Below are 12,797 nucleotides of genomic sequence, written 5' to 3'. Positions count from 1 at the left end.
AGTGATGAGGAGGGCGCGTGCGATTCGCGCTGGAGGAACTGTTCGCCGAGGTACCCGCGGAACAGGTCGAGGAGGCCCGTGAGTTCTACCGGACGCGGGGGGCCGGGTGCGGCCCCGCCTCGTGGGAGGAGCTCCGGGAGGTCCGGGCGAAGCGGCCCGCCCCGCGCGCCGCCGAACCGCCCGCCGTCGAGGAGACGGCCGAGGCCGCCGGGGTGCGCGTCCCCGTCCGGATCCTCCTGCCGTCCGGCGGTCCGCCGCGCGGCGTCTACCTGGACATCCACGGCGGCGGCTTCTACATGGACTCGGCGGCGCACGGCGACGTGCGCAACCGCGAGCTCGCGGACGCCCTGGGCGTCGCCGTCGTCAGCGTCGACTACCGGCTGGCCCCCGAACACCCCTGGCCGGCGGCGCCCGACGACTGCGAGGCGGCGGCGCTCTGGCTCGTCGAGGAGGCCGGCGCCCGCTTCGGCACGTCCCGGCTGGCGATCGGCGGGAGCTCCTCCGGCGCGACCCTCGCCCTGGCCACCCTGCTCCGGCTGCGGGACCGGGGCGCCGCCGGCCGGTTCACCGGCGCCGCGCTCCGGTTCGGCACCTACGACTTGAGCGCGCGGACCCCGGCCGGCCGCCGCATCGCGGACGAGTACTTCCTCCGGGCGTACGCCGGACACGTCGCGGACCGCACCGTCCCCGACCTCTCGCCCCTGTACGGCGACCTCGGCGGGCTGCCCCCGACGCTGCTGGTCGTCGGCGCCGAGGACGTGCTGCTGGAGGACAACCTGGCACTGGCGGGCCGGCTGTCGGCGGCCGGCAACGACGTCGACCTCCGGGTCTACCCGGAGGCACCCCACGGATTCACGGGCCACCCCACGGCCCTGGCCGGGACGGCGCTCGACCACATCGCGTCCTGGCTGCGCGCCCGGATCACCCGGCCGTAGGGGCTCGCGGCCGGCGCCGGGCCCCTGTCCCTGCGCGTCGCGGTCGGCGTCCGGCCCTGCCCGTTGCGGCCGACGTCCGGCGTCTGGCCCCGCGCGTCGCGGCCGGCGTCCGTCTCTGCGCGTCGCGGTCGGCCCGGCCTCGCCCGGTCGACGTCCGTCTCCGCGCGTCACGCCCGGCGCCCGGCCCCGCGCACGCGCCCGGCGCCCGGCGTCCGTCCCCGCGCGTCGCGGTCGGCCCGGCACCGCCCGGTCGACGTCCGGCCCCGCGCGTCGCGGCCAGCGCCCGGCCCCGCGCGCCGCGCCTGGCGTCCGGCCCTGCCCGTCGCGGCCGGCGCCCGTCTGGCCCCGCGCGTCGCGTCCGGCGCCCGGCGTTCGTCCCCGCGCGTCGCGGTCGGCTTGGCCCCGCCCGGTCGGCGTCCGGCCCCGCGCGTCGCGACCGACGTCCGGCCCTTCCCGTCGCGCCCGGCGCCCGTCCCCGGGAGCCGCGGGCCCCGACGGCGTGCCCCGCCCCGGCGGCGGGCCCCGGCGCCCTCAGCGGTCCTGGCGCGGCTGCGTGAAGCGCAGCATGTTGCCCGCCGGGTCGCGGAAGGCGCAGTCGCGGACGCCGTAGGGCTGGTCGATGGGCTCCTGGAGGACCTCGGCGCCGGTGGCGCGGATGCGTTCGAAGGTGGCGTCGCAGTCGTCGGTGGAGAAGATCACGCCGCGCAGCATGCCCTTGGCCATGAGTTCCGCCATGGCCTGGCGGTCGGCGGGGGAGGCGTTGGGGTTGGCGGCCGGCGGTTCGAGGACGATCTCCACGTCCGGCTGCGCGGGCGACCCGACGGTCACCCAGCGCATCCCCTCGAAGGCGACGTCGTTGCGCACCTCCAGTCCGAGGGCGTCGCGGTAGAAGGCGAGGGCCTTGTCGTGGTCGTCGACGGCGATGAAGCACTGGGAAAGCTTGATGTCCATGCCCTCGACGCTACGAGGCCGCGGCCGATCGCGCTTCTCCGATCCTGACCGGTTCCCTGACCGGTTCCCTGACCGGTTCCCTGATCGGTTCCCTGACCGGTTCGCCGTGCCGGAGCGGCCGGGTGAGGATCTTGGCGACGCACGCCGGTATCGCGGCGCCCGCCTCGTGGGCCCGCGCCCGGTACGCGCTCGGGCTCTCGCCGACCAGCTCGGTGAAGCGGGAGCTGAACGACCCGAGCGAGGTGCAGCCGACCGCGAAGCAGACCTCCGTCACGCTCAGGTCGCCCCGCCGCAGCAGCGCCTTGGCCCGCTCGACGCGGCGGGTCATCAGGTAGCTGTACGGCGTCTCGCCGAAGGCGGCGCGGAAGCTGCGGGAGAAGTGGCCGGGCGACATGAGGGCGACGGCCGCCAGGGCCGGGACGTCCAGGGGCCGCGCGTAGTCGCGGTCGATCGTGTCGCGTGCGCGGCGCAGCCTCGCCAGGTCTTCCAGGGTCACGCCGTCCAGGATGGCACGAGGGTCGGACACCGCCCGCCCGCCCGCCGGCCGGACGCCCGCCCGCCGAACCCGCGTCTCATTACCCTTGTGGTGCCTGTGGCCGAAGTGATGTGAGAGGTGACCCCAAGCCGGGCGGCGGGGAGTATTGTCGGGCCCGCGGCCGGGAGCACCGGGATGCGCCGCGGGCCCCCGACGGCCCGGGTACGAGTCCGCTCCCGCCTTCGCCCCGCCCCGCCGGTGCCGCCCCGGCCGGAGGCCCCCGCCCGTACCGCACGTCCGTACACCCCTGTCCACCCAGCCGGCCACCGCGTCCCGCCCCGCCCGCGGGTACGGCCGCGAGCCCTGTGCTCCGCACGCCCCGGACCGGGGCGCGCCCGCCGGGCCCGCCGCCGTTCCGCCGGGCGGCCCCGGACGCGGACGGCCCCGCCCCACGGATGGAGAAACGATGAGCAAGGCCACGAGCACGACCCCGCCCCCGCCCGCGTCCTCCCCGCACGGCGCCGACGTCCACGATCTGATCCGGGTGCACGGCGCGCGCGAGAACAACCTCAAGGACGTCGCCGTCGAGCTCCCCAAGCGCCGGCTGACCGTGTTCACCGGCGTCTCCGGCTCGGGCAAGAGCTCGCTGGTGTTCGACACGATCGCCGCCGAGTCGCAGCGGCTGATCAACGAGACCTACAGCGCCTTCGTCCAGGGCTTCATGCCGGCCCTGGCCCGGCCCGAGGTGGACGTCCTGGAGGGGCTGACCACCGCGATCATCGTCGACCAGCAGCCGATGGGCGCCGACCCGCGCTCCACGGTGGGCACCGCCACCGACGTCCACGCGATGCTGCGGATCCTGTTCAGCCGGCTCGGGCGGCCGCACGTCGGCCCGCCCGGCGCGTTCTCCTTCAACACCCCGTCCGTCCGGGCGAGCGGCGCGATCACCGTCGACCGCGGCACGAAGAAGGCCGAGAAGGTCACCTTCTCCCGCTCCGGCGGCATGTGCGCGCGCTGCGAGGGCCGGGGGAACGTCACCGACCTGGACCTCGCCCAGCTCCTCGACGACACCAAGTCCCTCGCGGAGGGGGCGCTCACCGTCCCCGGCTACAAGGCGGGCGGCTGGAACCACCGCCTCTACACCGAGTCCGGGCTCTACGACCCGGACAAGCCGGTCCGCGAGTTCACCGAGAAGGAACGGTACGACCTCCTGCACCGCGAACCGACCAGGATGAAGATCGCGGGCATCAACATGACCTACGAGGGGCTCCTCCCGCGCATCCGGAAGTCGATGCTGGCCAAGGACCGGGAGGCCATGCAGCCGCACATCCGGGAGTTCGTGGACCGGGCCGTCACCTTCACCACCTGCCCTGACTGCGACGGCACCCGGCTCAACGAGGCGGCCCGGTCTTCGAAGATCCGGGGCATCGGCATCGCCGACGCTGGCGCCATGCAGGTCAGTGACCTCGCCGACTGGGTACGCGGCCTCGACGAGCCGTCGGTGGCGCCGCTGCTCGGCAAACTCGCCCACACCCTCGACTCGTTCGTGGAGATCGGCCTCGGCTACCTCTCGCTCGACCGGCCGGCCGGCACGCTGTCCGGCGGCGAGGCGCAGCGCGTCAAGATGGTCCGCCACCTCGGCTCGTCGCTCACCGACGTCACCTACGTCTTCGACGAGCCGACCATCGGGCTGCACCCGCACGACATCGCGCGGATGAACGGCCTGCTGCTGCGGCTGCGGGACAAGGGCAACACGGTGCTGGTGGTGGAGCACAAGCCGGAGGTGATCGCGATCGCCGACCACGTCGTCGACCTCGGCCCCGGCGCCGGCGCGGAGGGCGGCACGATCTGCTTCGAGGGGACGGTGGCGGGGCTGCGCGCCGCCGGCACCCTCACCGGCCGGCACCTCGACGACCGGGTCGGCCTCAAGAAGACCGTGCGCGAGCCCATCGGCAGCCTGCCGATCCGCGGGGCGACGGCGCACAACCTGCGCGGCGTCGACGTCGACATCCCGCTCGGGGTGCTCGTCGCCGTCACCGGTGTCGCGGGGTCGGGCAAGAGCTCGCTGGTGCACGGCTCGATCCCGGCGGGCGCGGGCGTCGTCTCCGTCGACCAGGCTCCGATCCGCGGCTCCCGGCGGAGCAACCCGGCGACGTACACCGGGCTGCTCGACCCGGTCCGCAAGGCGTTCGCCAAGGCCAACGGCGTCAAACCGGCGCTGTTCAGCGCCAATTCGGAGGGCGCCTGCCCGGCCTGCGGCGGCGCCGGCGTCGTCTTCACCGACCTGGCGATGATGGCCGGTACCGCCGCCACCTGCGAGGACTGCGAGGGCAAGCGGTTCGACGCGTCGGTGCTCGAATACCGCCTCGGCGGCCGGGACATCAGCGAGGTGCTGGCCATGCCGGTGTCCGAGGCCGAGGAGTTCTTCGCCGCGGGCGAGGCCCGCACGCCGGCCGCCCACCGGATACTGCGCCGCCTCGCCGACGTCGGCCTCGGCTACCTCACCCTCGGCCAGCCGCTCACCACCCTCTCCGGCGGCGAGCGGCAGCGGCTGAAACTCGCCACGCACCTGGCGGAGAAGGGCGGCGGCCCGTCCGTGTACGTCCTCGACGAGCCGACCGCCGGCCTCCACCTCGCCGACGTCGAGCAACTGCTCGCCCTGCTGGACCGGCTCGTCGACTCCGGCGCGTCCGTCATCGTCGTCGAACACCACCAGGCCGTCATGGCCCACGCCGACTGGATCATCGACCTGGGCCCCGGCGCGGGCCACGACGGCGGCCGGATCGTCTTCGAGGGCACTCCGGCCGACCTCGTCGCCGCCCGTTCGACGGTGACGGGGGAGCACTTGGCGGAGTACGTGGGGTCCTGAGGGGCGTCCCTCAGGACAGGGGCCGTCCCTCAGGACAGCGCGACCAGCTCCCGGTACTCCTCGCTCCACAGGTCCTCGTCCGCGTCCGGCAGCAGCAGGACGCGGTCGGGGCGGAGGGCGTCGATGGCGCCCTCGTCGTGGGTCACCATGACGACCGCGCCGGGGTAGGAGCCGACGGCGGACAGGACCTCGGCGCGGGAGGCGGGGTCGAGGTTGTTGGTGGGCTCGTCCAGCAGCAGCACGTTGGCGCCGGAGTGGACCAGCCCGGCCAGCGCCAGGCGCGTCTTCTCGCCGCCGGACAGCACGCCGACGGGCTTGTCCGCATCGTCCCCGGTGAACAGGAACGCCCCGAGCACGCCCCGCCGTTCGCCGTCCGTCAGGTGCGGCGCGGCGGTCGCGAGGTGCCGGACGACCGTGTGGGCGGGGTCGAGGGTGTCGTGCTCCTGGGCGAAGTAGCCCAGCCGCAGCCCGTGCCCGTGCACGACCCGGCCCGCGTCCGGGGCCACCTCGCCGGCCAGGACGCGCAACAGCGTCGTTTTGCCCGCGCCGTTGAGCCCGAGGACCACCAGGCGGCTGCCCCGGTCCACGGCGAGGTCCACCCCGTCGAGGACGGGACGGCCGCCGTAGGACTTGGTCAGGCTGATCGCGCCGAGCGGCACCCGGCCGCACGGCTCCGGTTCGGGCAGCCGGATCCGGGCGGTCTTCTCCGTCCGCCGGGCCGGCTCCAGCTCGGCGAGCATGCGGTCGGCCCGCCGGCTCATGCTCCGGGCCATGACGGCGGTGGCCGACCGGGCCTTCATCCGGTCCGCCTGCGCGTGCAGGGCGGCGGCCTTCCGCTCGGCGTTCGCCCGCTCCCGGGCGCGGCGCCGCTCGTCGGCCTCCCGCTGGGCCAGGTACGTCGTCCAGCCGGTGTTGTGGACGTCGATCGTCGCCCGGCCGGGGTCCAGGTGGAACACGCGGTTGACGACGGCGGTCAGCAGACCGGTGTCGTGGCTGATCACCACGAGGCCGCCCCGGTGGCTCCGGAGGAACTCGCGCAGCCAAACGACCGAGTCGGCGTCGAGGTGGTTGGTCGGCTCGTCGAGCAGCAGGGTGCCGTCGTGGCCGGCGAACAGGATGCGGGCCAGCTCGACGCGGCGCCGCTGCCCGCCCGACAGGGTGCCGACCGGCCGGTGCAGCACCTCGTCGGGCAGGCCGAGCCCGGCCGCCACCCGGGCGGCCTCCGCCTCGGCCGCGTACCCGCCGCCGGCCTGGAAGGCCGCCTCGGCACGGGCGTACGCCCGCATCGCCCGCTCCAGCGCGGCGGGCCCGGGGGCCGCGGTCATGGCGGCCTCGGCCTCCCGCAGCGCGCGCAGGGCACGGTCGAGGCCGCGCGCGGACAGGATCCGGTCGGTCACGGTCAAGTCGGGATCGGCGGCCCGGGAGTCCTGGGCGAGGAACCCGACCGGGCCGGTGGTGGTCACGCTCCCGGCGGCGGGGCGTGCCCGGCCCGCCAGGGCGGTCAGCAGGGTGGTCTTCCCCGCGCCGTTGCGGCCGACCAGGCCGACGCGGTCGCCGGGGGAGACGGTGAAGGAGATGCCGGACAGCAACAGCCGCGCACCCGCGCGCAGCTCGACACCGCGGACGGTCATCATGAGGTAACGCTCCGAATAAGCTCAAGGACACACTTCTGGCGTGGAAGCGGGTCCTCGGCTAGGAAATTCGGGGCGTAGACATACGGTCACGGTAACGGACGGTCCGTGGGGGGCGCATCTCCTTTTCCCGGCGCCTCCGTTTCAGGGGACGGGCGTACGCCGATGGGGCCGGGTGACGTACGCAGTGCCCCCCTCACCTGCCACTTCCTGTCCGTTACCGCCCCGCCGGGCCCGGGCCGGCAGGAGCCGGGCGGCGGTGCGGCAGGGCGCGGACGGCGAGGCCGGAGGCGGTCCCGGCGGCCACGGCGGCGGCCGCCCACAACGCGGGCCACGCCGGCAGCCGCAGGGCGTGGTCGACGGACCAGCGGCCCGGGCCGGCCACGGCGACGGCCAGGGCGAGGACGACGAGGACGAGGGGGTACTCGTAACCGTCGTCCTGCACCCACAGGCTCGGCGAAGTTCTCGAAGTCGGCGGCGGACCAGGTGAGGTTCTCACCGGCGCCGTTGAGGCGGAGCCACTCGTCGCCGTCGCCCGGCCGCACCGTCTCCACCCAGCGGCGGAGGTCGGCGAGCTCCTGCCCGGCGGTCTGCGGGAAGAGGTGGTAGGCGATGCGGAGGGAGAGTTCGCCGGAGCGGGCCAGGTCGGTGACGGTGGCGTAGTCGTCCGGGAAGTTCTGGAAGCCGCCCGCCGCGTCGATGGCGGACGTCAGCCCGAACCGGTTCAGCTCCCGGAGGAAGTGCCGGGTGGAGACGCGCCGTCCGGCCTCGTCGAGGGTGGGCGCGGCGGCCAGCGTCGAGTAGAGGATCAGGGCGCTGGGCGCGTCGAGCATGACGAAGTCGTGGATCGTGCCCAGGAAACGTACGGCGGTCACCGGAACCCCCGCGGCCCGCAGCTTCTCCGCGTACGCCTCGCCCTCGTCCCGCAGCACGTCCGCCTCGGCGGTGACGACGAGCGCCGGCGGCAGACCGGCGAGCTGCCCGGTGGTGGCGCGCAGCGGCGAGGCGGTGATCCGCGCCCGCTGCTCCGGGTCGGTGGTGTACTGGTCCCAGAACCATCGCATGCCGTCGCGGCGCAGGAAGCAGCCCTCGGCGAACCGGTGGTACGAGCCGGTGTCGAACGAGGCGTCGGTGACGGGATAGAAGAGCACCTGGTAGCGGAGCGGCACCCCGCCGCGTTCCTTGGCCATCAGGGTCAGGGCGGCGCTCATGTTGCCGCCGACGGAGTCCCCCGCGACCGCGAGCCGTTCCGCGTCGAGCCCCCTGCCCGCACCCTCCTCGACGATCCAGCGGGCCACCGTCCAGTTCTGCTCGACGGCGACGGGATAGCGGTGCTCGGGCGACAGCGCGTACTCGGGGAAGACGACGGCGGCGCCCGCGCCGACGGCCAGCTCCCGCACGAGCCGGTCATGGGTCCGGGCGTTCCCGAACACCCAGCCCGCGCCGTGCAGATAGAGCACCACCGGCAGCGTCCCGGAGACACCGGCGGGCCGGACGATCCGCACCCTGACCTCGCCCGTCGGCCCACCGGGGACCGTGACCCACTCCTCGTCCACGGCGGGCGGCTCGACGGGCGGGGGCCCGGACTGCGCCTCGTCGACGGCACGACGGCCTTCGGCGGGCGGCAGTTGGTAGAGGAACGGCGGGCGCGCGGTGGCGGCGGCGAACGCGGCGGCGGCGGGTTCGAGCGTGGGCGGGTGCGGGGGACGGGCGGTCATGGGCGGGTCCTTCGGGGCGCTGGGGACGGACGGACCCGTGGGACGGTAGGCGGGGGACGCGTCGCAGAGGCGACGTCGCGTGCACGTTCACTTGCCCGTCGGCGCACGGGAGCTCACCCGGCCCGTCCGGCGGTGACAGGGCGGGACGGGGGTGACAGGGCGGGACGGGGGTGACCTCCTGGTATCGCTACCGGCGGTGGCCCGCCTCGGAGTCACGGACGAAGAGCCACCAGCACGTCGACGACGTACGTCTCCTCGACCACCTCGTCGGGAAAGTCCGCGCGCAGCACGGCCCGTTCGTCCGCGAAGAACGCCCGCCGGCGGCCCTCGTCCAGGACGAGGAACGCCGACCGGCTGCCGATGTTGGCCAGGTGGACGTCGAGAGGCACCGTGCGACTCCAGCGCAGGAGACGCCGTGCGACCCGCAACCCGGTCAACCCGGCCAACCGGACGGCGTCCGCGTCACCGGGCCGGACAGGATGAGCCGGCTGCTCCGTCCCGCGCGTGGCACGCGCGATGCGCTCCCGCTGCGCACGGATCCACGGCACGTCGAAGGCCGTGGTGTTCCACCAGACCGCCAGCGCACCGCCCGGACGCAGGACGCGCAGCGCCTCGGGGACGGACCGGCCCGGATCGGTCCACTGCCAGGACTGCGCGTACGTGACGAGGTCGAGGGAGGAGCCGGCCAGCGGCAGCGCGTTGCCGTCACCCCGCACGACCGGCACCCGGGGCAGCGCCTCCCGGCACCGGCGGGCCATGGCCGCCCCGGGCTCGACGGCCACCACCTCGGCGCCCCGCGCGCACAGCAGCGCGGTGGCGATGCCCGTACCCGCGCCGACGTCGGCGACGCGGGCGCCGGCGAGGCGGCGTCCGGAGAGTACCTCGACGGCGTCCAGGAGCGGGGGCGGATACGCAGGCCGGGAGGACGCGTACTGGGCGGCGGCCGTGTCGAACGACCGGGCGCGGGGATCGGCGGTCATTCCCTCATCATCCGCTCTGGCGCCGCCCTCCGCTCAATGCGCTCAATGCGTTCCTTTTTTTTTGGGGGGGGGGCGAGTCGTGCGCGATGACACTCCTGCCCCGACGCGGAAGCCTTCTGGCGCGCTCGCCGGGCGGAGAACGGCAGTTGATGCGTCGGGTGTGACCGAACGGAAGTCCGCCAGTGGGCGGGTTTTCCCTCCCCGGCGGCCCAGGGTCCTGGTGATCGGCGGCGTTGCCGTCACACTCGCCCGAGGTGACAACGGTGGCCTTCTTGGTCCGTCGATGTCACCGGAAAGCTCGGCGACAAGTGGGCTGGGGGGACAGGAGCGGTCCGTGGTCTTGGGCCGCGACCGCGCGGGGCCGGGTTCCGGCGCCGCACTCGGGTGGTGAGAGCCAGGCCGGTGGAGAGTGCGGAGGCCGGGGCGGCCGATTGGTCACCGCCACCGGTAACTGCTGGGACCGAAGGTCCGTGGCGTACCCAACCAGTCCGTGAGAGGTGCGCCGGGTGCGTCGATCCGCATTCCGCTCGCCCTGCGTGGGTCACCCGCCGTGATCTCCCGCGCCAGGCGCTCGGCCTGGAGCGCCGGGTCCTCGTCGGTGACCGGCCGCACGGCCCCGAAGCGGCCCGCGGAGCGCCATGCGCCGTCGGGCTGCGGGACGTAATTCCGGAAGGCCAGGCGTATTTCGTCGAGGACTCCAGGGGTCGCCCAGACTTCGTCGACCTCGCACGTCCATTCGTCGAGCCAATCCGGGCGGGCGCGGAGAAGGCCCTCGAGTTCCCGGGCGACGGCCGCGGAGGGCCACTCCCAGCTCCGTTCCCCCGTGGCCCGCGCCACTTCGGCGTCGTACTGCCCGGCGTCGAAACGGAACGCGTACGATCTCGGGGCATCGCCGTCAGGCTCCACGCACGCCCAGACCACCGTGCCGCCCTCGCGCCGTATCTCGACATCGAGGGCCGAGCGGCAGCAGCACCACGCCGCCATCTCCACTGTGTGCGGGGTTACCCCCACGGAAAAGGGCCCGCCGGGGAGCAGCCACCTGAGCGCGTCACCGCAGACCGCACCGTAGTACTCGTGCTCGATAAAGTCGGCACCGTCGACCAGGGGACGGACTTCGGGACTGCTGTGCCGGTCCCGCGGGTCCGATGGAATCACGCGAATACCGAAGACCTGCAGGTCTGTTCTCATTCGTCCAGCTTGGGCCTCGGCCTGACCGGCTGTCACGCTGTTTTCAGCGGAGCGGTCACGCACGGGTGGGCTCTCTGCCCGACGGCCCCGCGAACAGGACGGTGTGCGTGCGTGTGGGGTGAGGCGGGCAGGCCGAGGCCCCCCGAACCGCTCGGGACCGTAGCGGGCTTGCCGGTGCCACTCGTTCCGGCCGGGCCGGGTCGGGCCGACCGGGAAGCCGGCGCTGTCGTCATGGTCCCGGTCGCCGCGCGTTCGGGTTCAGGCGGGTGAAGGCCCGCCCGCGGGCTGCTTCGGTCTTCCTTACGGACCCGGGTGCCGGCGATGCCGGACGCGTTCCGGAGCGCGTTGGGGACGGTTAGCCTGACCACGTGAGCGAGACTGAACCGCCGCTACTGGCGGACGTCTACCCCGGGCTGGTGTCGTTCCTCGATGCGGCGCTGGCCTCTGAGGGAGAGCCCGACCTGGCCGAGGCCGCGCTGGGGTTGCGTTTCCACGGGTGGTGCCGGTGCGGCCCGGCCTGCACCTACCTTCGAACGGCTCCGGCTGACCGTGCCGACAGCACCTGGCTTCACTTCGACGACGAAGCGCCCCGCGTGTGGCTGCAATTCGACCGGGACCGCACCTCGTTCGCCGGGATGGAGATCTGCGGGTTCGACCTGGGACCGGCCTCGGCGCTCGACCCCGACCGGCCCTCAGGCGTGGACTGATCCGCGCGACGTCCCGTTCCGGCCGGGAAATCAAGTTGCCTGCAAGCGGTGGAGGTGATGCCAAGGTGTCAGGGACCGCACTTGAGGTGACCGACCTTGAGGAGAAGAGGGCCTGCGTGAAGGGAACGGCGCCTTCGGACGACTTCCATGCCTTCCGCCTCGATCTCCGTGAGGCCGTGCTCACTGCCGTCGTGGGCACCGAACTCGTCGTCCGGCTCTGGCGTCCCGGTCTGCCGGTGAAGACCTTCCGCCGCACGTGACCGTGTTCCGGTCGACCGTCACGATCGCCCGGACGAGTTTCAGGAGCTGTCCGACAGCTCGTCCGCCGCTACGGCGCCCCGGGGCCGAACCACATGCTGTTGGGTCGGTCGCTTCCCCAGGTGATTCCCGTGTACTTCGGTACGACTTCCTTGGCGCCCGTGCAGCGGGCGAGTCGGCCCTTGCCGGTGTACAGCGTGACCTGAGTGCCCGTCTGGTTGTCGACGCCGACCGCTGTTTTGGCGAGGTCGATGCATACACCGTTCGGCGGGTTGGCGATCACGTTGTGCGTCCCGTCCATGGCGTCGTAGTCGAACCTGCCGCCGGCGGCTTGGACGTCGCCAGGTGCGGCGGCTGCCAGCGCGAAGGCGGCACAGACGGTGAGGAGGATCCGGGGCGCCTTCCGGCATGACTTCATGAAACGAGCACCCGTCACAGAGCGGATTGTTGGGGGAACGGCATCCGCAAACCCTCCGATCCGGTTCATGCCGGCGCCGCGGCTCCAGGCCTCAGCGCCCGGAAGCAGTCCGGCCGGCCCTGGCCTTCACGGAACCCACTGGATACGTCCTAGTCGTCGAATTCGAAGCCCGAAGTCCGCGCACGGGCAATGATGTCGCGGACCGCCTCGGGCCTCGTGATGACGGATTCGACGGCCGTCTTGAGCCGCGCGAGGTCGCTCGGGCTCCCGATCGCGCAGAACATGCCGGCCTCGCTGTCGAATTCGAGGCGCTCGGCGATGTCCGGGCAGGCGAACCGCACGAGACCTTCCCAGAAGTACCCGTTCGGCTCGTGCCCGGCGGCAGCTACTGCGGCGTCGGCGACCAGGCCGCCGGCGTCCAGCGTCAGCGAGTGCTCGCCGTCGAGGTCGTGCAGGGTGATGGTCACGGCACGATCCTTTCACGCCCGGTGCGCGGGCCGTTCGATGCCTGGAACCGCCCTATCCGGCTCTCCCGCCGCCGCTGGTCTCGGTGAGCCCTTCCGGCCACGGCACCGGATGTCCGCCGGCCGCCGGGAACCGGTGGAGCGTGCGCGGCAGGCCGGGCGGCCGGTGCTTGTTCGGCACAGGAGTTCGCCGTCCGGGCGGC

At 73.8% G+C, this 12,797-nt stretch carries 12 protein-coding genes; 4 read left to right on the top strand and 8 right to left on the bottom strand.

Translation table 11 applies throughout. The features are described from left to right. Positions 1–17 precede the first annotated feature (17 nt). On the top strand, positions 18–935 hold the full coding sequence (locus K7I03_RS04585; protein ID WP_185942146.1) for an alpha/beta hydrolase: 918 nt from the start codon (positions 18–20) through the stop codon (positions 933–935). Between the two features lie 531 nt (positions 936–1,466). On the opposite strand, the gene K7I03_RS04580 is transcribed toward K7I03_RS04585, so the two are convergent. Beyond that, a complete protein-coding gene (locus K7I03_RS04580; protein WP_185942145.1) occupies positions 1,467–1,886 on the bottom strand; it encodes a VOC family protein in 420 nt (139 codons plus the stop codon). Positions 1,887–1,896: 10 nt separating this feature from the next. After that, on the bottom strand, positions 1,897–2,382 hold the full coding sequence (locus K7I03_RS04575; RefSeq protein WP_224346878.1) for a helix-turn-helix transcriptional regulator: 486 nt from the start codon (positions 2,380–2,382) through the stop codon (positions 1,897–1,899). Positions 2,383–2,827: 445 nt separating this feature from the next. Between K7I03_RS04575 and K7I03_RS04570 the strand changes: the two genes are divergently transcribed. Then, on the top strand, positions 2,828–5,230 hold the full coding sequence (locus K7I03_RS04570) for an ATP-binding cassette domain-containing protein (RefSeq protein WP_185942143.1): 2,403 nt from the start codon (positions 2,828–2,830) through the stop codon (positions 5,228–5,230). A gap of 29 nt (positions 5,231–5,259) precedes the next feature. On the opposite strand, the gene K7I03_RS04565 is transcribed toward K7I03_RS04570, so the two are convergent. The 4 genes from K7I03_RS04565 to K7I03_RS04545 all read right to left on the bottom strand — a co-directional run bounded on the left by K7I03_RS04565 (position 5,260) and on the right by K7I03_RS04545 (position 10,810). Then, positions 5,260–6,864 carry an ABC-F family ATP-binding cassette domain-containing protein gene (locus K7I03_RS04565; protein ID WP_185942142.1) on the bottom strand — a complete coding sequence of 535 codons (1,605 nt, stop codon included), beginning with the start codon at positions 6,862–6,864 and terminating at the stop codon, positions 5,260–5,262. An 86-nt stretch (positions 6,865–6,950) separates the two neighbouring features. After that, positions 6,951–8,579: an alpha/beta hydrolase fold domain-containing protein gene (locus tag K7I03_RS34215; protein ID WP_185942141.1), complete on the bottom strand. Its 1,629-nt coding sequence runs from the start codon at positions 8,577–8,579 to the stop codon at positions 6,951–6,953. 212 nt (positions 8,580–8,791) lie between these two features. Further along, a complete protein-coding gene (locus tag K7I03_RS04550; RefSeq protein ID WP_185942140.1) occupies positions 8,792–9,559 on the bottom strand; it encodes a class I SAM-dependent methyltransferase in 768 nt (255 codons plus the stop codon). Positions 9,560–9,994: 435 nt separating this feature from the next. Beyond that, positions 9,995–10,810, bottom strand: a complete 816-nt coding sequence (locus K7I03_RS04545; RefSeq protein WP_224346877.1) for a hypothetical protein — start codon at positions 10,808–10,810, stop codon at positions 9,995–9,997. A gap of 305 nt (positions 10,811–11,115) precedes the next feature. Here K7I03_RS04545 and K7I03_RS04540 point away from each other — a divergent pair, with 305 nt between their 5' ends. Together K7I03_RS04540 and K7I03_RS04535 are read left to right on the top strand one after the other, a co-directional pair. Further along, on the top strand, positions 11,116–11,454 hold the full coding sequence (locus K7I03_RS04540; protein ID WP_221902794.1) for a hypothetical protein: 339 nt from the start codon (positions 11,116–11,118) through the stop codon (positions 11,452–11,454). Positions 11,455–11,519: 65 nt separating this feature from the next. Continuing rightward, a complete protein-coding gene (locus K7I03_RS04535; protein ID WP_221902793.1) occupies positions 11,520–11,714 on the top strand; it encodes a hypothetical protein in 195 nt (64 codons plus the stop codon). 68 nt (positions 11,715–11,782) lie between these two features. Here the strand turns inward: K7I03_RS04535 and K7I03_RS04530 are convergent, their stop codons facing one another. Together K7I03_RS04530 and K7I03_RS04525 are read right to left on the bottom strand one after the other, a co-directional pair. Further along, entirely contained in the window at positions 11,783–12,130 is a 348-nt protein-coding gene (locus K7I03_RS04530; protein ID WP_185942138.1) for a hypothetical protein, read from the bottom strand. 149 nt (positions 12,131–12,279) lie between these two features. After that, positions 12,280–12,597: an Imm51 family immunity protein gene (locus K7I03_RS04525; protein ID WP_185942137.1), complete on the bottom strand. Its 318-nt coding sequence runs from the start codon at positions 12,595–12,597 to the stop codon at positions 12,280–12,282. Positions 12,598–12,797: the final 200 nt, after the last annotated feature.

The sequence above is a fragment of the Streptomyces mobaraensis genome (genome assembly GCF_020099395.1).
GTDB lineage: Bacteria > Actinomycetota > Actinomycetes > Streptomycetales > Streptomycetaceae > Streptomyces.
The sequence above is the reverse complement of the archived record's forward strand: the minus strand, read 5'-3'. Positions and strand labels throughout refer to the sequence as shown.

Excerpts from the sequence above, each read along its gene's own strand:
- K7I03_RS04580 (WP_185942145.1), bottom strand. The coding sequence starts at position 1,886 with ATGGACATCAAGCTTTCCCAGTGCTTCATCGCCGTCGACGACCACGAC.
- K7I03_RS04570 (WP_185942143.1), top strand. The coding sequence starts at position 2,828 with ATGAGCAAGGCCACGAGCACGACCCCGCCCCCGCCCGCGTCCTCCCCG.
- K7I03_RS04565 (WP_185942142.1), bottom strand. The coding sequence starts at position 6,864 with ATGATGACCGTCCGCGGTGTCGAGCTGCGCGCGGGTGCGCGGCTGTTG.
- K7I03_RS34215 (WP_185942141.1), bottom strand. The coding sequence starts at position 8,579 with ATGACCGCCCGTCCCCCGCACCCGCCCACGCTCGAACCCGCCGCCGCC.
- K7I03_RS04550 (WP_185942140.1), bottom strand. The coding sequence starts at position 9,559 with ATGACCGCCGATCCCCGCGCCCGGTCGTTCGACACGGCCGCCGCCCAG.
- K7I03_RS04530 (WP_185942138.1), bottom strand. The coding sequence starts at position 12,130 with ATGAAGTCATGCCGGAAGGCGCCCCGGATCCTCCTCACCGTCTGTGCC.